Raw genomic sequence first — 20,824 nt, forward strand, 5'->3', positions numbered from 1 at the left:
CTGCTGGCTGCGAACGCTGACCACCCTCTCCGCCGTACCGCGGCCGGCAGCACGCCGCCATCGGCGCGCCCCCCTCCAACAGCGCCGATGGCGGCCCCTCCGCGACTACTGTGCACTCCCTTGACCGGAAGAAACTTCCCGGATATTGGTGACTCCTTGGAAGTTTCCTTCAGCGGTTCTCTTCGGAGGGAGCGCACGTGCCCGACACCAGCACGGGAAGCACGAGAAGCACGAGCACAGGAAACACCGCACGTCCGTCCAGACGTACCGTCCTCGCCGCCACGGCGGGCGTCACCGCCTCCTTGTCGGTCGGCACCGCCGGGTACGCCGCCGATCTCGACGACGAGGAACATCACGACGACAAGAAACTCCGCACCCTTCTCTCCCGCATGACACTGGAGGAGAAGGTCGGCCAGCTGTTCGTCATGCGGGTCTACGGCCACTCGGCCACCGCGCCCGACCAGGCCGACATCGACGCCAACCTCAGTGAGATCGGCGTCCGCACCGCCGCCGACCTGATCGCCAAGTACCGCGTCGGCGGCATCATCTACTTCACCTGGGCGCACAACACCCGCGACCCGCAGCAGATCGCGGACCTGTCGAACGGCATCCAGGCCGCCTCCCTGGAGCAGCCGCGCGGGCTGCCCGTGCTGATCTCCACCGACCAGGAGCACGGCATCGTCTGCCGCGTCGGCGAGCCCGCCACGCTCTTCCCCGGCGCGATGGCCGTCGGCGCGGGCGGCTCCCGCGCCGACGCCCGCACCCTCGGCCGGATCTCCGGCGCCGAGCTGCGCGCCATCGGCATCCGGCAGGACTACTCCCCCGTGGCCGACGTGAACGTGAACCCGGCCAACCCGGTCATCGGCGTACGGTCCTTCGGTGCCGACCCGGACGCGGTGGCGGGTCTGGTCGCGGCCGAGGTGAAGGGGTACCAGGAGGCGGGCGTGGCCGCGACGGCCAAGCACTTCCCCGGGCACGGCGACACGGCCGTCGACAGCCACTTCGGCTTCCCGGTCATCACGCACAGCCGCGAGCTGTGGCAGGAACTGGACGCGGTGCCCTTCCGGGCGGCGATCGGGGCGGGCATCGACTCGATCATGACCGCGCACATCATGGTCCCGGCGCTGGACGACTCCGGCGACCCGGCCACCCTCTCCCACCCGATCCTGACCGGCATCCTGCGCGAGGAACTGGGCTACGACGGGGTCGTGGTGACCGATTCCCTCGGCATGGAGGGCGTGCGCACCAAGTACGGCGACGACCGGGTGCCGGTGCTCGCGCTGAAGGCGGGCGTGGACCAGCTCCTCAACCCGCCGTCCATCGACATCGCCTGGAACGCCGTCCTCGACGCGGTGCGGGACGGCGAGCTGACCGAGGCCCGGCTCGACGAATCGGTCCTGCGCGTCCTGCGGCTGAAGGCGAAACTCGGGCTGTTCGAGAAGCCGCACGTCAGCCGGGCCGGCGTGGACCGCACGGTCGGCACCGCGGAGCACCTCGCGACGGCCGACCGCATCGCCGAGCGGACGACGACCCTGCTGGTCAACGAGGGCCGCGTACTGCCGCTGTCCCGCCGTACGCACGGCCGGGTGCTGGTCGTCGGCGCCGACCCGGCGTCCCCGTCGGGGACCACGGGCCCCCCGACGGGTGTCCTCGCGGCCGCCCTGGCCGAACTGGGCTTCTCGGCGAAGGCCCTGTCCACCGGCACCGCGCCCTCGGCCGCGGTCATCGCCCAGGCCGTCGCGGCGGCCGCCGACGCGGACGCGGTCGTCGTCGGGACGTACAACGTCACGGCGACCAGCAGCCAGAAAACCCTGGTGGAGCAACTGGTCGCGACCGGGAAACCGGTGGTGGCGGTCGCTGTCCGCAACCCCTACGACGTGGCCCAACTCCCCACCGTGCAAGCCTGCTTGGCGGCATACTCCTGGACCGACGTCGAGCTGCGCGCGGCCGCACGGGTGATCGCCGGGCACGTGGCGCCGCGCGGGAAGCTGCCCGTGCCGGTGCAGCGGGCGGACGACCCGGCGCAGGTGCTGTATCCGGTCGGGTACGGGCTGACGTACTAGACATACGCCCCGCGCCAGGCGTACCACCCCCAACAGGCGCAAAGCACCCCACATGTCTGGCGTGCCCCGCTGTCGCGGGTCACGCTGGACGGGGGTGGCCGGGGGGATGGCGATGCGCGGGAGATGGTCCGTGGGGGCGGTGTGCGCGCTGTCGGTGCTGCTCGCCGCCCTGCTGACGGGATGCCAGAGGTCCGCCGGATCGGGGGACACCGGGGCGGCGCAGGACGGCCGGCTCGGCGAGCGGGCGAGCCCGACCGTGTCCTCCGGCTACGGCGCCGAGTTCCTGGGCGTCGACGAGTGCAGCTCCTTCGGCACGACGAGCTTCACCGAGGTGCCGTGCGCCGGCGAGCGGGCGGCGGCCCGGGTCGTGGCCCGCTACGACGGCACGGTGAGCGACGGTCCGCCGTGCCCGGCGACCACCGACTTCGTGCTGCACATCAGCGAACAGTCCTCCACGTCCGACGAGGACGGCGACGGCACGATCGCGCAGGGCTACGCCTGCATGCGCAAGCTGGAGCCACCGCACCCCGGCGACCCCGGCGGCGGGGGCGGTCCCCGCACCATCGTCGGCGACTGCGTCTACGGCTCCGGCGACGGCCAGGTGCGGGAGACCGCGTGCGACGGCTCGGGCGCGAAGAAACCCCAGTACAAGGTGGTGAAGGCCGTGGACACCCGCGCCAAGTGCCCGGCGTCCACGGCCCTCTACGTCCAGCTCGGCGGCACGGAACCGGTGGGCTGCGCCCGGCCGGTCTGACCGTCCAAGTGCCCTACGGGCGCAGCGCGGGCTCCCGCTCCACGTCCCGTACGTCCAGCTTCGCATCGAACGTCGCGAGCGGCTTCGCCTGGGCCGGGGACGCGGCCGCGACGCCCGCCCACTCCAGGATCCGGGCGGTGGCGAGGGCCTTCTCGTCGGCGACCAGGCCGGCCACGTTCGCCCCGTGGTTCAGGCCGGGTGCCGTGAAGACGTACGAGTCCTTCGCGCCCTTCCCGACCCGGAACCGCTCCGCACCCCACGGGTCGTTCTGGCCGTAGACGAACAGCATGTGCCGCGCGTTGTGCGCCACCCACGTGTCCACGTCACGCATCACACCCGGCTGGAACCTCATCGGGATGTCGCGGGGGACGAAGTTCCGCGGCGGCTGGTAGCCGTAGCGGACGTACTTCTTCTCGATGTACGGGAAGTGGATCGTCGGCGCGCCCAGCTGGGTGCCGGCCTGGTAGTAGTACGGCGTGTACGGCTCCAGACCCTGGTCGGTGTAGAAGGAGAAGCCGGAGATCGTGTCGATCGAGTTCCAGATCTCGTCGTCGGTCGCGGTCGCCGCGTCGGCCGGGATCGAGTCGCAGTCGGACAGCAGGCTGTACTGCCAGAAGCCCCAGACGTAGTCGAGGACGACCGCCTCGTAAGCCCGGTCCAGGCTGCCGACGGTGGTGAAGGTGTAGCCGTTCTCGGCGGCGTACGCCTCGTACTTCTTCTCCAGCGGCTCCCGGCGCACCAGCGCCTCACGCTGCACCGCGTTCAGCCGGTCGCGGCACTCCTTGGTGCCGACGGAGGCGAAGAAGCGGTCGTAGGCGGAGTCCTCGTCGTTCACGACGTCGTTGGGGGCGACGTAGGCGACGACACCGTCCATGTCGTGGGGGTAGAAGCGCTCGAAGTACGTGGCGGTCATGCCGCCCTTGGAGCCGCCGGTGGCGATCCAGTTCTTGGTGTAGATCTTCTTCAGCGCCTTGAAGATGCGGTGCTGGTCGCTCGCCGCCTGCCAGATGTCGAGCTTGGACCAGTCGGCCGGATCGGGGCGGGACGGAGTGAAGAAGCGGTACTCCATGGAGACCTGGTTGCCGTCCACGATCTGGGTCGGCTCGCGGCGGCTGGGGGTGGTGGAGACGTTGTAACCGCCGGTGTAGAAGACCGTCGGGCGGCTGACGTCCTTGTGCAGCACGGTGATCCGCTGCTGGAACGTGCCCCGGTTCGGATGCCGGTGGTCGATCGGCTGGGTGTACTCGAGGACGAAGTAGCGGTAGCCGGTGTAGGGCTTCTCCTGGATCAGGCTCATGCCCGGTATGGAGAGCAACTGCTCCTTGATGTCAGTGGTACCGGTGGCCTCCGGCCGTGGGGGTCCCCCCGCTCGAGCGAAGTCGAGAGTGGGGGAGGCGGTGGCCGCCCCGGCCGTGCTCAGCGTGCCTATGAGCACCGTGAGCGCCAGCAGCCATCTGAGCGCCTTGCGCATGCACCCTCCCTGTGAAACGGATGTGCGCCGGAAGCTATCCCAGCAACACCCGTCGCACCAGAGGAGGTTGAGATGTCAGCGGGCCGATGGCCTCAGCACAGGATCCAGCCCGTGCTGACCGAGCCCGGCCCCACCGCACCCTTCACCCGCACGCAGCGGTGGCCCGCGTGGACGGTCACCGGGCCGGCGCGGTGCGCGTACTGACCGCTGTCGACGACCGGGCGGGTGCCACGCGCCTGCAGGCTGACGGACATCGCCGTCCTGTGGCCGGGGTTCTCGGGGAGGGTGACGGCGCAGACGTAGCCGTTGCGCTTGTAGAGCTGGACGGCGCCGGTGGAGAAGGAAAGGGTCCTCACCTTCCGCCCGGCGCACTGCGCGGTGGCCGCGTCGGCGCTGCCGGGCGCCGCGAGCGCGAGCAGTCCGGACGCGGCCAGCACGGCCATGCCGAGTGCCAGCCGCCGGCGTATCGCACCACTGTCCACTGTCGTCCCTCCCGTTGCGCGGGCATCACCGTACTGGTGTACGGACGCACAACGGGTGTTCGGCGGTTGCGCCCCGCCCCGGGCACTACGCGGTCGCGACGGGCTCTCCCACGAACGTCCGCCACAGCTCCGCGTACCGCCCGTCCCGCGCCAGCAGCTCCTCGTGCGTGCCGTCCTCCGCGACCCGGCCGTGGGCCATCAGCACGACCCGGTCGGCGCGGGCGGCGGTGGTCAGCCGGTGGGCGACCACGAGCGTGGTACGGCGGCCCGCCAGCCGGTCCGTCGCCTGGTTGACCTGCGCCTCGGTGGCCAGGTCCAGGGCGGCCGTGGCCTCGTCGAGGAGCAGGATGTCGGGGTCGACCAGCTCCGCGCGCGCCAGCGCGATCAGCTGCCGTTGCCCGGCGGAGAGGTTGCGGCCGCGCTCGGCGACCTCGTGCAGGTAGCCGCCCTCCAGCGTGGCGATCATCTCGTGCGCGCCGACCGCCCGGGCCGCCGCCTCCACCTCCGCGTCGGTGGCGTCGGGGCGGCCGTAGGCGATGGCGTCCCGCACGGTGCCCGGGAAGAGGTACGCCTCCTGCGGGACGACGCCGAGACGATGGCGGTACGAGGTGATGTCGAGGGCCCGCAGATCCGTGCCGTCGACCGTCACCCGGCCACCGGTCGGGTCGTAGAACCGGGCCACCAGCTTGACCAGGGTCGACTTGCCGGCGCCCGTCTCACCGACGAAGGCGACCGTCTGACCGGCGGGGATCGTCAGCTCGATCCCGCCGAGCGCCTCTTCGTCGTCCCCGTACGCGAAGCGCACGTCCTCGAAGGCGATCTCGCCGCGCAGGGAGAGGACCTCGAGCGGCTCGTCGGCCGACTTCGTGGACGTGGGCTCCTGGAGCAGCTCCTGGATGCGGCGGAGGGAGACGGTCGCCTGCTGATAGCCGTCGAAGACCTGGGAGAGCTGCTGGACGGGGGCGAAGAAGAGGTCGATGTAGAGGAGGTACGCGACCAGGGCGCCCGTGGTGAGCGTGGCCGCGTCGATCCGGCCGGCGCCCGCGATCAGCACCGAGGCCGCGGCCACCGACGACAGGAACTGCACGAAGGGGAAGTAGACGGAGATCAGCCACTGGCCCCGGATACGCGCCGTGCGATAGCTGTCGCTGTGTTCCGCGAACCGCCGCCCGCCGTCCCGTTCCCGCCGGAAGGCCTGCACGATGCGCAGCCCGGACACCGACTCCTGGAGGTCGGCGTTGACCACCGAAACGCGCTCGCGGGCCAGTTCGTACGCCTTCACGCTCGCCCGGCGGAAGAAGTAGGTGGCGACGATCAGCGGGGGCAGCGTCGCGAAGACGACGAGCGCGAGTTGCACGTCGATGACCAGCAGGACGCCCATGATGCCGAAGAAGGTGACGACCGAGACGAAGGCGGTGACCAGGCCGGTCTGGAGGAACGTGGAGAGCGCGTCGACGTCGGTCGTCATCCGCGTCATGATCCGGCCGGTCAGCTCCCGCTCGTAGTAGTCGAGGCCGAGCCGCTGGAGCTGAGCGAAGATCTTGAGGCGGAGGGAGTACAGGACGCGCTCGCCGGTGCGTCCGGTCAGCCGCGTCTCGCCGGTCTGCGCCGCCCACTGCACGAGCACCGCGAGCAGGCCGAGCAGGGAGGCCGCCCAGACGGCGCCGAGGGCCATCTCACTGACGCCCTGGTCGATGCCGTGCCGGATCAGGACGGGCAGCAGCAGGCTCATCCCGGCGTCGACGGCGACGAGCAGGAGGCTGATCAGCAGGGGCCGTCCGAAGCCCCGCAGCAGGCGCTTCAGGCCGTACGACTCCTCCGGGCGCACCGCCCGTGCCTCGTCGATGTCCGGGGTGTCGGCCGCCGGGGGCAGCGCCTCCACCTGGGCGAGGAGTTCGGGGGTGGCCGGCATGCCCGACAGGGCGTGGTCCTTGGGCTCGCGGTCGCCGGTCCAGAGACGGGGGGTCAGCCCGCGTTCGGCGTCGAACTCGGCATCCAGCTCGTCCCGTACCGAAGTGTCCTCTTGGGGCTCGACGAGCGGGGCGTGGCCCGGGGAGACCCCGCCGAGCTCGTCCGGATCGGTGAGCAGGCGGCGGTAGAGGGCCGAGCGCTCCTGGAGCTCCTCGTGGGTGCCGACGTCGGCGAGGCGGCCACCGTCGAGGACGGCGATGCGGTCGGCGAGGTTGAGGGTGGAGCGGCGGTGGGCGATGAGGAGGGTCGTGCGGCCCTGCATGACCTGCTTCAGCGCCTCGTGGATCTCGTGTTCCACTCGGGCGTCCACCGCCGACGTGGCGTCGTCGAGGACCAGCAGGCGCGGGTCGGTGAGGATCGCGCGGGCGAGCGCGACGCGCTGGCGCTGGCCGCCGGAGAGGGTGAGGCCGTGCTCGCCGACCTTGGTGTCGTAGCCCTCGGGCAGCTCGGCGATGAAACGGTCCGCCTGGGCGGCGCGGGCGGCGGCCTCGATCTGCTCGCCGGTCGCGTCGGGGCGGCCGTACGCGATGTTGTTGCGGACGGTGTCGGAGAAGAGGAAGGAGTCCTCCGGGACCAGTCCGATCGCGGCCCGCAGCGAATCGAGGGTCAGTTCGCGGACGTCGCGGCCGCCGATCAGGACGGCGCCGTGGGTGACGTCGTAGAAGCGTGGGAGGAGCAGGGAGACCGTGGACTTGCCGGAGCCGGAGGAGCCGACGACGGCGAGGGTCTCGCCGGCGCGGATCTCGAAGGAGAGGCCCTCCAGAACCGGGCGCTCATGGTCGTAGCCGAAGGAGACGTCGTCGAACTCGACGGTCGCGGGCGCGTCGGCGGGCAGCTCCTTGGTGCCGTCCTTGATCGTCGGCTCGGTGTCAACCAGTTCCAGGACGCGTTCGGTGCTCGCGCGGGCCTGCTGTCCGATGGTGAGGACCATGGCGAGCATGCGGACCGGGCCGACTAGCTGGGCGAGGTAGGTGGAGAAGGCGACGAAGGTGCCGAGGGTGATGTGCCCGCCCACGGCGAGCCAGCCGCCGAGCGCCAGCATCGCGACCTGGCCGAGGGCGGGGACGGCCTGGAGGGCCGGGGTGAACCTGGAGTTCATCCGGATGGTGCGCAGCCGCCCGGCGAAGAGTCGGCGGCCGACCTCGCGCAGCTTGCCGGTCTCCTGGTCCTCCTGCCCGAACCCCTTCACCACGCGTACGCCGCTGACGGCGCCGTCGACCACACCCGCGACGGCGGCGGCCTGGGCCTGGGCGTACCAGGTGGAGGGGTGCAGTTTGGTGCGGCTGCGGCGGGCGATCCAGCCGAGCGCGGGGGCCACGGCGAGGGCGACCAGGGTCAGCGGCAGCGACAGCCAGGCCATGATCACGAGGGAGATCAGGAAGAGCAGGAGGTTGCCGATGGTCATCGGCAGCATGAAGAGCAGGCCCTGGATCAGCTGGAGGTCGCTGGTGGCGCGGCCGATCACCTGCCCGGTGGACAGCTCGTCCTGGCGGCGGCCGTCGAGCCGGGTGATCGTGTCGTAGATCTCCGTCCGCAGGTCGTACTGGACGTCGAGAGCGAGACGTCCGCCGTAATAGCGGCGGAGGTAGGTGGACACGTAGACGAGGAGGGCCGCGCCGATCAGGGCGCCGGCCCAGGGGGCCATCGGGCGGGTGTGGCCGGTGATCACGTCATCGATGATCACCTTGGTGACCAGCGGAACGAGTGCGGTGACCGCCATGCCCGCGAGGGAGGAGCCGAGGGCCAGGACGACGTCCTTCGGGTAGCGCCAGGCGTAGCCCGCGAGTCTCCGCGCCCAGCCCTGTTTCTCCCCGTGCTGCGCTGCCACGCCGGTGCCTTCCGTTCGTCCCGAGCTACCTGCTCTACCGGAAGACACCAACACGGATGGAAGCGGATTTCATCCCTCCGCAACAATCGGGCGGGGAATGCTCATATGCGTACCCGCAGGTAGCAGAAGCGTGTCGTCTGTGCCGCGTTCTGGTTGTCGTCGCTGACCAGGATCTGACCAGGGTCACGTTCAGGCGGCCCTTGGGGCCGCACCGTTGCGGATCAGCCGCCGGAGGCCATGAGGTCCTTGTGAATGACCTTCGCGACGCCCTGAATGGTCGTGATGCCGTAGCTCATCGTGCTGTTGTCGTGGGTCAGCACGGTGATCGTGTAGTCGTGGCCGCCGCCCTTGAAGGTGCCGACGCTGTGCACCCGCCAGCCGTGGGTGGAGCGTTGCAGCCAGCCGTTCTTGACGTGCACGGAGACGGAGGACGGCGCCCCGTACGGCGTGCCCCAGCGCTGGGAGGAGATGACCTGGCCCATCAGCTTCTGGATGTAGGCCCGCGCATTGTCGCTGAGCACCGTGTTCTTGGCGGTGATGAGCTTGAGCAGTTTCTGCTCGTCGGTCACCGTGATCTGGGTCAGGCCCCAGTAGCCGTTGGCGCCGGGCTTCGTCTGGGTCATCTTGGCGGCGCTCAGGAAGCCCTTGATCTTCGTCAGACCCAGTTGCTTCCAGAGCTTGCTGGTCGCGGTGTTGTCCGACTTGGTGATCATGGCTTTGGCGAGCGAGGCCTCGGTGCTCGTCAGGTAGCGGTTGTGCTTCTTCGCGTCCCACAGCAGCGTGGCCAGGACGGTGACCTTCACGACGCTGGCCGAGTCGTAGGCGCTGGAGGCGCGGAGCGTGCAGGTGGTGTTGGTGGTGCGGTCGTAGAGGCCGACGGCGACGGTGCCCCTGCGGTTCGCGAGCGCGGCCGTGATGTCCTTCTTGAGCTTGGTGGCCAGGGCCGCCTTCGCCGAGGTACAGCTGACGGTCGGCGTCGCGGCGGCGGCGGGTGTCGCGGCGGCCACCCCCGATATGAGCACCCCGGCGGTGAGGCCGCCCGCGAGCACTCGCGCGTGTCTGGATATCCCGTGAGTCATGACTAGTTGACGCACGAGTTCGAGCGAATGGTTGTACGTATCGCACGGATCGTGACGTGTTGGGTACGGATCGGTACGAATCAGGTGCGGATCGACACGCGTCGGGAGCCTCCGAGTCCCGTACGCCGGGTCTCGGAGGCTCCCTTGGTGTCACTTCACCACGGTGTCACTTCACCCACGGGTCACTTCACCACGGCGCCGAAGCGGACGCCGGCTGCCGGGAGGCCGCCGGTGCCGGGGGCGTACGTGGTGACCGCGGCCGCCGTGCCACCGGTCGCGTTGGACCAGGGCAAGACGTGCACCGCGCCGTAGGTCGACGGGCCGTAGGGCATGCCGACGTACAGGTTGGTGCCGGTGGCGGAGATGCTGATGCCGACCTGCTGGTTCGAGGCCGCCGTGCCGGGCAGGCCGGAGGCGTTGCCCACCTGGATCCAGTAGTCGGAGTCACCCGGAGCGCCCAGGAGGGAGAAGGTCTGGATCGCGCCGGCCTTGGTGGCCGTACCGAGCGCCTCACCGGGGACGCCGACCGCGAGCTTCATCGTCGCGGCGGTGCTCTCCGCGCGGGGCGCGGTGTTGATGGTGGTGACCCGCTCGCCGAAGCGGTCGCCCGCCTCGCCTCCGCCGCCCACGCCGTCTATCTCCTGGTGGATGTCGCCGATCTGGCTCACGACACCGGCCGCGGTGATGCGCAGAGTCACGACGCGTCCCGCGTCGGCCCGGTCGACGTCGCTCACGGTCAGCGACTCACCGGGGGAACCGACCGCGAGGATGGAGTCGGTGGCTGCCGTGGCGCCCGCCGGACGGTACTCGGTCATGGACAGCGACGCGCCGAAGTCGTCGTTCGCCTCGGCCGTACCGGTGATCCCGTCGACGTCCTGGTCGATGCCCGCCACCGGGGTGGGGATGCCGTCGGCGTTCAGCTTGTGGTCGAAGACCGCCAGGCCGCCGGAGGCCGCCAGGGTGCCGATCGCCTCGTTCGGGATGCCGACCGCGATGTGGTTGGCGTCGCCCGCGACCGAGGTGCCGAAGCCGTCGTTCGCCTCCGCGGTGCCCGGGACGTCCGTCTTGTCCTGGTGGATGGAGGTGGTGGTCGTACCCCGCAGGTAGAAGACCATGCCCGCCTTGGTGGCCGTGCCCAGCGACTCGCCCGGCACGCCGATCAGCAGCCACGGCTCGCCCGCGGCGGTGTCACCGGCCGCGAGGGAGTAGCCCATGCGGTCGCCCGCCTCGGGGGTCGACGCGAGGATCGAGGCCGAGCCCGTGCCCTGTTCCAGGTGCAGGGTGGCCTGACCGGTGCCGAAGCCGCCGCTCGCGCCGTACAGCACGTCGACGAAACCGGCGTCCGCCGCGTCGCCGAGGTCCTCGTTGGGAGTGCCGACGACAAGGTCGGTGCAGCCGTCCTCGTTGTAGTCGACGGTCGCCAGGGCCGCGCCGAAGCCGTCCCCGGCCTCGCCGCCGCCGGGCACCCAGTCGAGGTCCTGGCTGATCTCGGCGGTGCCCTTGCCCCCGCCGTACACGACCCGGACCAGACCGGCCTTGGCGTCTCCGCCGACCGTCGCCTCGGGGTCGGCGACCGCGATGTCCTCGATGCCGTCGCAGTTGAAGTCGTTCACGCGGGTCGCGCCGACCTTGCCGGCGACCCAGGTGCCGAGGTCGTCGACGCGGGTGGCGACGCCGCCGGTGCGGGTCTCGGTCGCGTCGATGCCGAAGCACCCGCCCTGCCAGGAGCGGCTGTTGATGCCGACCAGCTGGGCCTGGCCGTTCGTCACGCGGACCTCGGGGCCGCCGGTGTCGCCGGCGCAGATGGACACGCCGCCCTTGCCGGTGACGGTGGCGGTGGTGGCGTCGGAGGCGTCCACGGAGAACGCGCCGGTGTGCAGGGCGAGGGGGGCCCACTCGTCCTTGGTGCGGCCGTAGCCGGCGACGCGGAGTTCCTCACCCGTGGTGGGTGCGGTACTGGCGAGGGCGATGGGGGTGACGCTGGTGACCGGGCGGGACAGACGGGCCAGCACCAGGTCGCGGTCGGTGCGCGGGACCAGCTCGACGACCTTGCGGACCACGCCGTTGGTGGTGGTCAGGTCGGTACGCCCGATGGTCGCGGTGGTCGCGAGCTTGGGCGCGCCGGCCGGTACGGAGAGACCGGCGGCGGGGTCGTCGACGAAGCAGCTGGCCGCCGTGAGCAGCCATTCGGTGTCGACGAGGACGCCGGAGCAGGCGCGGGTGCCGTCGCCGATGTCCAGGCGTGCGGTGTAGCCGTAGGTGGTGTCCGTGGCGGCGGTGCCGGTGACGGCCTGCGCGGGCACGGCGCTCAGCGCGAGCGGCGCGGCGAGAAGGGCCGCGGCCAGCAGGGCACGGCGGACAGGTCTGGTGTGTTGGGTGACCATGACTTCCTTGGGGCGAGAAGAGGGGGCGCCGACCGGGCGGGACGCAACACGGCCGCCGGTGGCGCTGCTTGGCGAGGGGGGCCGCAACTCGGCGACCCCGGGGCGTTACTTGGAGGTCCTGATCTCCACGAGCATGAACTCGCGCCCCTGCTCGTCCGCGCTCTCACCCACGGCCGTCCAGGTGTTCTTGGCGATGTCGTACGACTGCTCCTCGTCGGCGACGGTCATGTCGACCTGGGCCGCGTAGTCGTTGCCCTTGATGGCGTAGACCGAGGGGATCTCCAGCGTCAGATAGCCGGAGGTGCCGGTGACCCGGAAGCAGACCTTGTCCGAACTGCGGGCGTAGATCTCCAGCAGGCCCGTCTGGCTCGCACAGTCGGCGAGGACGATGTGACCGTCACCCCGCTTGAGGACGATGCCCTGCTCCGCGAGGATCTTGTCGGCCTGCGGATAGTCGAAGTCCTCGACCGCGTAGCCCGGGGCCTCGTCCGCCACAGCCACCGCCGGACCGCCGGTCTCCCCCTGGATGCCGGACGCCAGCGCCGCCCATGCCAGGCCCCCGGCGACCAGCGCGCCCAGCGCGCGCGCCACGAGCCTCTTCCGCTGCGGCTTCACCGCAGGGTTGGTGCATACCTTCATCGCAGTCCTAAATTCGTTTTCCTCCGGCCGGACGCCCACCATCCGACCCCGTTTACAGGCATGAAGGCTCCGCAATTCAATAAGGGCCCCCAACCCTCGGCGGGAATACGGGAGAACTGCCCTGGCTAATCCCGACCCCCGCTTGAGCCTGTCCATGTCATCCCCATCCTCGGGCCCTGTCCACGGCATGAACTAAGCCAAAGCCGACGCCAGTTGGAGATCGCGTGTGACTCTCGCCACCTCCAGGAAAGGTTGTACAGGCACATGTGAAGAATCCGTGAAGACACGCAAGGGTAACGAGCCGGTAAATCTGCCTTCCCGTCAATTTCCTTCTCCGTCACCGGATTTGTTGATCAGCGCGCGTTGATATGGTCCCCTTCAGCGCCCAGTCCCCGCTATTCCACCGACCGGATCGCGAGGAAAGCGGCCCCTATGCAGACGATGTTCTGGAGTCGCACGGCCGGGTTCGCCCCTGCCTGATCCGGCGGCCCACACCCGCACTCTCACACTTCTCCCACCCACCCACAGGCTGCCCCCAGCTTCGCCACAGCCGGCACTCATCGTGCGTCTGCATGGTGCAGTGGTGACGTCTGCCACCGATCCACACCCCCACCCGACCGTGACCCCCGACTCGCCGCCGCCGGCCACACCCGCGGCGCCCCCGGAGAAGTCGCCCCGCTGGTCGCTCCCCGCGCTGATCGCGATCCTGGTCCTCGCGGCGGTGCTCTACTCCTGGAACCTGTCCGGCTCCGGCCTGAACAGCTTCTACAGCTCCGCCGTGTTCAGCGGTACGCAGAGCTGGAAGGCGTGGTTCTTCGGCTCGCTGGACGCGGGCAACTTCATGACCGTCGACAAGCCACCGTTCGCGCTGATGGTCATGGGCCTGTCCTGCCGGGTCCTCGGCTTCGGCACCTGGCAGATGATGCTGCCGATGATCCTCGTCGCCCTCGCGACGATCTGGATCCTGCACACCTCCGTGAAGCGGGTGTGGGGCCACGGCGCGGCGACGGTCGCCGCCCTGGTCCTCGCGCTGACCCCCATCACGGTCGCCATCAACCGGGACAACAACCCCGACACCCTTCTGGTGTTCCTGATGGTGTCGGGCGCGGCCCTCGCCCTGCGGGCGACCACGAACGGCAAGCTGCTGCCGCTGCTCGGCTCGGCGGCCTGCTTCGGTCTCGCGTTCAACACGAAGATGCTCCAGGGCTACATCGCGCTGCCCGCCGTCTTCGCGGTCTATCTCTACGCGGCCGGACCGAAGCTGGTGAAGCGGATCGTGAACCTGCTGCTCGCGGGCGTGGTCCTGGCCGTCTCCAGCTTCTGGTGGGCGACGGCCGTCTCGCTCGTGCCCGCCGACGACCGGCCGTACATCGGCGGTTCGACGGACGGCACGGCCTGGGACCTGATCATGGGCTACAACGGCCTCGGCCGGGTCTTCGGCGGCGAGGGCAACGGCGGTGGCGGGGGCGGAGGCGGCAGCTTCTCCGGCACCGCGGGCCTCGGCCGGCTGTTCAACGACATCCTGGGCGGCCAGATCTCCTGGCTGATCCCCTTCGCGGCCATCGCCCTCGTCGGCGGCCTGGTGCTGTGCGGCCGCGCCCCGCGCACCGACCTCACCCGCGCCGCACTGGTGCTGTGGGGCGGCTGGATGCTCCTGCACTACCTGACCTTCGCCATGGCCGAGGGCACGATGCACCCGTACTACACGACCGCCGTCGCCCCTGGCATCGCGGTCCTGTGCGGTGGCGGCGGCACCATGCTGCTGCGCGCCTTCCGCGGCGGTGACGTGCGCTGGTCGTGGGTACTGCCCGCCGGGCTCGGGGTCACCGGTATCTGGGCGGTCGTGCTGCTGCGCCGGGCCACCGACTGGAACACCTGGCTGTGGCCGGCCGTCGCGGTGGTCATGGTGCTGGCCGTCGTGGGTCTGTTCGTCTTCCGTTCCGGCAACCGCGCGCGGCTGCTGGCCGCGTCCGTGGCCGCCGCGATCGTCGCGGCCCTCGCGGGTCCGACAGCGTACGCGGTCGCCGTGCCGGCGAGTGCGGGCGACGGCGGCATGGGCGGCACCAACCCGACCGCCGGCCCCTCGACCGGGAGCGGCTTCGGCGGCGGTGGCGGCGGTCGGGGCGGCCCCGGTGGCAACGATGGCGGCCCGGGCGGCGGCGAAATACCCGGCGGCACCCAGCAGGGCGGCCAGATGACGCCCGGCGGCGGCGCGAACGGCGAGATGCCCGGCGGTGCCCCGCAGGACGGCGAGAACGACGGCTTCCCGGGCGGCGGCGAGATGCCCGGCAGCGCTGCCCAGGGCGGCCAGGCCGGCGGCTTCCCCGGAGGCGAGAGCGGCACGGCTCCGAACGGCACGGACGGTCAGCCCGGCGGCGGTGGCGGCTTCGGCGGCGGAGGCGGCATGGGCGGCGAAACCGGCAGCGAGCTGATCTCGTATCTGGAGAAGCACCAGGACGGCGCCAAGTGGCTGCTCGCGGTGTCCAATTCACAGAGCGCCGGACAGCTGATCCTGAGCACCCACAAGCCCGTCATCTCCATGTACGGCTTCACCGGCACCGACAACGGCATGACGGTCGCCAAGCTCAAGGAACTGGTGAAGAAGGGCGAGCTGCACTACATCCAGGTCGGCGGCTCGGGCATGGGCGGCGGCATGGGCGGCAACAACAGCGCCGGTGCCGCGGTCACCGCCTGGGTGCAGAAGTACGGCACCGCGGTGAAGGAGAGCGAGTACAGCAAGACGACGACGTCGGCGGCGAGTTCGGAGTCGGGTTCGGAGTCCAGCTCGGACTCGCAGAACACCCGGTCGACGTCGACGCTCTACCGGCTGGACCCGTCGGACGTGAGCTGACCGAAGCGGACCCAACGGCCCCAACGGCCCCCGACCACCCGGTCGGGGGCCGTTTCGGCGGGTCAACTCGAGTAGACAAGAGGAGGATTGCCGATTCCGGTCACGTGATCGACATGTTCAGTTTATTTACAGGACCGCATGTCCATGCCACGCTCCCGTCTGCCGCCTCCATTCAACCCGCGTAGATGGGACACCCCACATGCTGGCGACACGCACAGGCCGCTGGAAGTCGGTGGCACTGACCACCGCCGCCGTCCTGCTCGGCCTCACCGCTCCCGCGCTCACCGCGACCCCCGCCGCGGCGACCACCACGGCGTACGACTCGACGTACTACAAGAACGCGATCGGCAAGACCGGCACGAGCCTGAAGTCCTCGCTGCACACGATCATCAGCAGCCAGACCAAGATCTCGTACTCCGCCGTCTGGAACGCGCTGAAGGTCACCGACCAGGACCCGAACAACAGCAGCAACGTGATCCTGCTGTACAGCGGTGTCTCGCGCAGCAAGTCCCTCAACGGCGGCGACGTCGGCGACTGGAACCGCGAGCACGTGTGGGCCAAGTCCCACGGCGACTTCGGCGAGGTGACCGGCCCCGGCACGGACCTGCACCATCTGCGCCCCGCGGACGTGCAGGTCAACAGCATCCGCGGCAACCTGGACTTCGACAACGGCGGCAGCACGGTCACCAACGGTGGCGGCAGCCTCGTCGACTCCGACTCCTTCGAGCCGCGCGACGCCGACAAGGGCGACGTGGCCCGCATGATCCTCTACATGGCGGTGCGCTACGAGGGCGACGACGGCTTCGCCGACCTCGAGCCCAACGAGAAGGTGAACAACGGCAGCAACCCGTACATCGGCAAGCTCTCCGTGCTCAAGCAGTGGAACGACGAGGACCCGCCGAGCGCCTTCGAGGAGAAGCGCAACCAGGTCATCTACGACACCTACCAGCACAACCGCAACCCGTTCATCGACCACCCGGAGTGGGTCGAGGCGATCTGGTAGGCCCGGGCGCCCGGTCCTACCAGTCTGATCCGCGGGGCGGCTCAGCCGAGGTGCGTCGGCGCGAACATCCGCAGGACCGCCGGGAGGACGACCACCGCCGGCCCCGGTGCGGCCAGCGCCTTCGCCAGGTCCGCCTCCAGGGTCTCGGGGGTCGTACGCACCCCCGGCACCCCGAACGACTCGGCCAGCGCCACATAGTCCGGGCGGCTCAGCTCGGTCGCCGTGGCCTGGCCGAAGGCGTCGGTCATGTACTCGCGCAGGATGCCGTAGCCGCCGTCGTCGACGATGAGCCAGGTGACGTTCAGGTCGTACTGGCGGGCCGTCGCCAACTCGGCGATGGAGTACAGGGCGCCGCCGTCGCCCGACACCGCGAGCACCGGGCGGCTCGGGTCGGCGGCGGCCGCGCCGAGGGCCGCCGGGAAGCCGTAGCCGAGGCCGCCGGCGCCCTGCGCGGAGTGCATGGCGTTGGGCGCCTTCGCGTCGAAGGCCGACCACGCCCAGTACGCGAGGATCGTCATGTCCCAGAAGGACGAGGAGTCGGCCGGGAGAGCCCGGCGGACCGACGCCAACACGTCCTGCTCCAGAGTGAGTTCCTGGGACGCGATGCGCTCGGCGACCTTCGCCAGCAGCGTGCGCACCCGCTCCCGGGCCGTCTCGTCCGCCCGCTCCTGAACCGTCTCCAGCAGCGCCTGCAACGCGAGGCGGGCGTCCGCGTGGATGCCGAGCGCCGGGTGGTTGGACTCCAGTTTGCCGAGGTCCGCCTCGATCTGGATGACGCGGCCGCGGGGCTTGAACGTGTGGTAGTTGGAGGAGAGTTCACCCAGGCCCGAGCCCACGACCAGCAGGACGTCCGCGTCCTCCAGGAGGTCCGTGGTGTGCCGGTCCTCCAGCCAGGACTGCAACGACAGTGGGTGCGTCCAGGGGAAGGCGCCCTTGCCGCCGAAGGTGGTGACGACGGGGGCGTTCAGTTTCTCGGCCAGCTGCCGCAGCTTGCCGGACGCGTCCGCCCGTACCACTCCCCCGCCCGCGATGATCGCCGGTCGGGCCGCGCGGGACAGCAGGTCGGCTGCCACGGCGGTCAGTTCGGGGCGCGGAGGCAGCTCGTCGGGGGTCGCGTCGACCGCAGTCACCACCGGCAGGGACGTCTCGGCCAGCAGCACGTCCTGCGGGATCTCCACCCACACCGGGCCGTGCGGGGCGGTCAGCGCCGACTTCCAGGCCGCGGCGATCGCCGACGGGATCTGCGACTGGGCGCGCACGGTGTGGACCGACTTGACGACGCCCCGGAACGAGGCCGCCTGATCGGGGAGTTCGTGCAGATAGCCGTGGCGGCCGCCGCCCAGGCCCGCCGTGGGGATCTGGCTGCTGATCGCGAGGACGGGGGCGGAGGCCGAGACCGCCTCCTGGAGCGCGGCGAGCGAGGTCAGCGCGCCCGGGCCCGTCGACAGCAGCAGGGGCGCCGCCTCACCGGTGACCCGGCCGTACGCGTCCGCCGCGAAACCGGCGTTGTTCTCCACCCGCAGGCCGACGTACCGGAGGTCCGAGCGGCGCAGCGCGTCGAACATGCCGAGGGCATGCTGGCCGGGCAGGCCGAAGACGGTCGTCGCGCCGAGCCCGGCCAGGGTCTCCACGACCAGGTCTCCGCCGTTGCGGCCGGAAGGAGGGTTCAGCGCTGCCTCCGTCTGGGCAGGCGTGGGACGGAGTTCAAGGTCGTGGTCGTGGGTCACTTCGCGCGAGCCTCAGCAATCTGGCGGGACATGATCGTGGTCAGTTCGTACGCTGTGTGGGACGCCGCCACCGACGTGATCTCGGCGTGATCGTATGCGGGCGCCACCTCGACGACGTCCGCCGAGACCAGGTTGCAGGACGCCAGGCCGCGCAGGATCTCCAGCAGCTCACGGGAGGTCATGCCGCCGGCCTCCGGCGTCCCCGTACCCGGAGCGTGCGCGGGGTCGAGGCAGTCGATGTCGATGGAGATGTACAGCGGGCGGTCGCCGATGCGCTGGCGCAGCTGGTCGGCGACCTCGTCGGCGCCGCGGCGGTAGACGTCCGCCGAGGTGACGATGCCGAAGCCCAGCTTCTCGTCGTCGGTGAGGTCCTGCTTGCCGTAGAGCGGGCCACGGGTGCCGACGTGGGAGAGCGCCTCGGTGTCGAGGATGCCCTCCTCCACCGCGCGGCGGAACGGGGTGCCGTGGGTGTACTCGGCGCCGAAGTAGGTGTCCCAGGTGTCGAGGTGGGCGTCGAAGTGGAGCAGGGCGACCGGGCCGTGCTTCTTGGCCACCGAGCGCAGCAGCGGGAGGGCGATGGTGTGGTCGCCGCCGAGGGTCATGAGGCGGGCGCCCGTGCCGAGCAGGTCGTCGGCGGCCGCCTCGATGGTGTCCACGGCCTCGTTGATGTTGAACGGGTTCGCCGCGATGTCACCGGCGTCCGCGACCTGGGCGAGCGCGAAGGGAGAGGCGTCCTGCGCCGGGTTGTACGGACGCAGGAGCCTGCTCGCCTCGCGGATGGCGTTGCCGCCGAAGCGGGCACCCGGCCGGTACGAGACGCCCGAGTCGAACGGCACACCCACGACGGCGACGTCGGCGGTGCCGACCTCGTCGAGGCGGGGCAGCCGGGCGAAGGTCGCGAGGCCGGCGTACCGCGGGATGCGGGAGGAGTCGACGGGCCCGCGGGGCGTCTCGTTGCTGCTCATGGAACTGCCTTCTTTCCTACGCTTTACCGCGTATGTACTGCTTGCTGCCCGACTTTACTGGGCAGCCGGGACCGGCTCGGACAAGGGTTCGGAAGCCCGGCCCGCCAGCCGCTCGCGCCAGGCCGCGAGCACCGCGGCGTCGGTGGCCGGGGTGACCAGGGAGACGACCAGGTAGGCGGCCAGGGAGGCCAGCAGGCCGTAGTAGACGGGCTCGTTGGCGAGGATGCCGTAGGTCGCCATCAGGCCGATCACGGCGACGCCGCCGACCACGACGGCGGCCAGGGCGCCGTGCACCGTGCCGCGCTTCCACAGCAGCCCGCCGAGGATGGGGACGAGGAGCCCGCCGACGAGGAGGTTGTACGCCACCGTCAGTGCCTCGACGACGTTGTTGAGGGCGATGGCCGTGCCGATGACCGCGATCCCCATGACCAGGATGAAGACACGGTTGTCCCTGACCTCGTCGTGCTCGCCCGCGGGCTTGCGCCCGACGCCCCGCAGCCGTGACCAGATGTCGTTGTTGGCGACGGTGGCGCAGGCGATCAGGGCGCCGGAGGACGTCGACATCACGGCGGCGAGCGCGGCGGCCAGCACCAGGCCCCGGACGCCGACGGGGAGTTCGTCCTTGACGATGGTCGCGAAGGCCTCGTCCGGGCTGCCGAGGTTCGGGTAGAGCACCTTGGCGGCCGTACCGATGACGGCGCCGGCGAGGGCGTACGCCAGACAGTAGGTGCCGGCGACCGTGCCGCCCCACTTCGCCGTCCGGTCGTTGCGGGCGGTGAAGACGCGCTGCCAGATGTCCTGACCGATCAGCATGCCGAAGGTGTAGATCAGCACGTACGTGAAGATCGTCTCGCCGCCGATGCCCAGCGGGTCGAAGTACTCGGTGGGCAGCTTGGCCTTCATCTCGCTGAAGCCGCCCGCCTTGACGACGGCGATGGGCAGGAGCAGAAGCAGCACGCCGATCGTCTTCACCACGAACTGCACCATGTCGGTCAGCGTGATGGACCACATGCCGCCGAGCGTGGAGTACGCGACGACGATCGAACCGCCGAGGATGATCGCGACGGTCCGGTTCATGTCGAAGAGGACGTCGAAGATCGAGGCGTACGCGATGGTCGAGGTGACGGCGAGCATGAGGGTGTACGCCCACATGACCACGCCCGAGATCACGCCGGCCCGGCCGCCGTAGCGCAGGTCGAGCATCTCGGAGACGGTGTAGACCTTCAGGCGGGCGATGCGGGCGGAGAAGAACACGGAGAGGGCGAGGAGACCCAGCCCGATGGTGAAGACCATCCAGGCGCCGGAGAGCCCGTACTGATAGCCGAGTCCCACTCCGCCGATGGTGGACGCGCCGCCGAGGACGATGGCGGCCATGGTGCCGGAGTACATGGCGGGACCGAGGCGACGCCCGGCCACGAGGAACTCACTCTTCGACTTGGCGCGGCGCATGCCCCACCAGCCCATGGCCAGCATGCCGGCCAGATAGACGACGATCACTGTGTAGTCGACGGCCATGTGAGGCCCTCCTTCGCGCACTCTCGGTGGCGTGTCGTGCGATACCGGGGACGGTCGGCAGCGGTTCGCGGGGACATCCGCCCGTACCCGTG

At 70.5% G+C, this 20,824-nt stretch carries 13 protein-coding genes; 4 read left to right on the top strand and 9 right to left on the bottom strand.

All coding sequences use genetic code 11. From position 1 onward, the window contains the following. Positions 1-197: 197 nt before the first annotated feature. Together ACFY16_RS02230 and ACFY16_RS02235 are read left to right on the top strand one after the other, a co-directional pair. Positions 198-2,063, top strand: coding sequence for a glycoside hydrolase family 3 protein (locus ACFY16_RS02230; RefSeq protein ID WP_390645164.1), 1,866 nt, complete (start codon positions 198-200; stop codon positions 2,061-2,063). 112 nt (positions 2,064-2,175) lie between these two features. After that, positions 2,176-2,817, top strand: coding sequence for a hypothetical protein (locus tag ACFY16_RS02235; protein WP_390645165.1), 642 nt, complete (start codon positions 2,176-2,178; stop codon positions 2,815-2,817). 13 nt (positions 2,818-2,830) lie between these two features. Here ACFY16_RS02235 and ACFY16_RS02240 read toward each other — a convergent pair whose 3' ends face one another. From ACFY16_RS02240 to ACFY16_RS02265, 6 genes are all read right to left on the bottom strand, one after another. Next, positions 2,831-4,288, bottom strand: coding sequence for a S28 family serine protease (locus ACFY16_RS02240; RefSeq protein ID WP_390645166.1), 1,458 nt, complete (start codon positions 4,286-4,288; stop codon positions 2,831-2,833). A gap of 92 nt (positions 4,289-4,380) precedes the next feature. Then, positions 4,381-4,770 carry a hypothetical protein gene (locus ACFY16_RS02245; RefSeq protein WP_390645167.1) on the bottom strand — a complete coding sequence of 130 codons (390 nt, stop codon included), beginning with the start codon at positions 4,768-4,770 and terminating at the stop codon, positions 4,381-4,383. Positions 4,771-4,855: 85 nt separating this feature from the next. Then, positions 4,856-8,569 carry an ABC transporter ATP-binding protein gene (locus ACFY16_RS02250; protein ID WP_390645168.1) on the bottom strand — a complete coding sequence of 1,238 codons (3,714 nt, stop codon included), beginning with the start codon at positions 8,567-8,569 and terminating at the stop codon, positions 4,856-4,858. Positions 8,570-8,790: 221 nt separating this feature from the next. Next, entirely contained in the window at positions 8,791-9,648 is an 858-nt protein-coding gene (locus ACFY16_RS02255; protein ID WP_390645169.1) for a serine hydrolase, read from the bottom strand. Between the two features lie 182 nt (positions 9,649-9,830). Further along, on the bottom strand, positions 9,831-12,032 hold the full coding sequence (locus ACFY16_RS02260) for a S1 family peptidase (RefSeq protein WP_390645170.1): 2,202 nt from the start codon (positions 12,030-12,032) through the stop codon (positions 9,831-9,833). A gap of 105 nt (positions 12,033-12,137) precedes the next feature. Then, entirely contained in the window at positions 12,138-12,647 is a 510-nt protein-coding gene (locus ACFY16_RS02265) for a hypothetical protein (RefSeq protein ID WP_390645171.1), read from the bottom strand. A gap of 607 nt (positions 12,648-13,254) precedes the next feature. On the opposite strand from ACFY16_RS02265, the gene ACFY16_RS02270 reads away from it, so the two are divergent. Beyond that, the gene (locus ACFY16_RS02270; RefSeq protein ID WP_390645172.1) at positions 13,255-15,522 is read left to right on the top strand and encodes an ArnT family glycosyltransferase; all 2,268 of its coding nucleotides are present in this window, start codon (positions 13,255-13,257) and stop codon (positions 15,520-15,522) included. 199 nt (positions 15,523-15,721) lie between these two features. After that, positions 15,722-16,525: an endonuclease I family protein gene (locus ACFY16_RS02275; protein ID WP_390645173.1), complete on the top strand. Its 804-nt coding sequence runs from the start codon at positions 15,722-15,724 to the stop codon at positions 16,523-16,525. 41 nt (positions 16,526-16,566) lie between these two features. On the opposite strand, the gene ACFY16_RS02280 is transcribed toward ACFY16_RS02275, so the two are convergent. Genes ACFY16_RS02280 through ACFY16_RS02290 form a run of 3 tightly spaced genes read right to left on the bottom strand, consistent with a single transcriptional unit; the run spans position 16,567 to position 20,732 of the window. Continuing rightward, positions 16,567-18,252 (bottom strand): thiamine pyrophosphate-binding protein, encoded by a 1,686-nt coding sequence (locus ACFY16_RS02280; RefSeq protein WP_390645174.1) that lies wholly within the window; start codon positions 18,250-18,252, stop codon positions 16,567-16,569. Next, entirely contained in the window at positions 18,249-19,217 is a 969-nt protein-coding gene (gene speB, locus ACFY16_RS02285) for an agmatinase (protein ID WP_390645175.1), read from the bottom strand. Before speB ends, ACFY16_RS02280 begins: the two co-directional genes overlap by 4 nt. A gap of 54 nt (positions 19,218-19,271) precedes the next feature. Continuing rightward, the gene (locus ACFY16_RS02290) at positions 19,272-20,732 is read right to left on the bottom strand and encodes a sodium:solute symporter (RefSeq protein ID WP_390645176.1); all 1,461 of its coding nucleotides are present in this window, start codon (positions 20,730-20,732) and stop codon (positions 19,272-19,274) included. Positions 20,733-20,824 lie beyond the last annotated feature (92 nt).

The sequence above is a fragment of the Streptomyces sp. NPDC001315 genome (genome assembly GCF_042896175.1).
GTDB lineage: Bacteria > Actinomycetota > Actinomycetes > Streptomycetales > Streptomycetaceae > Streptomyces.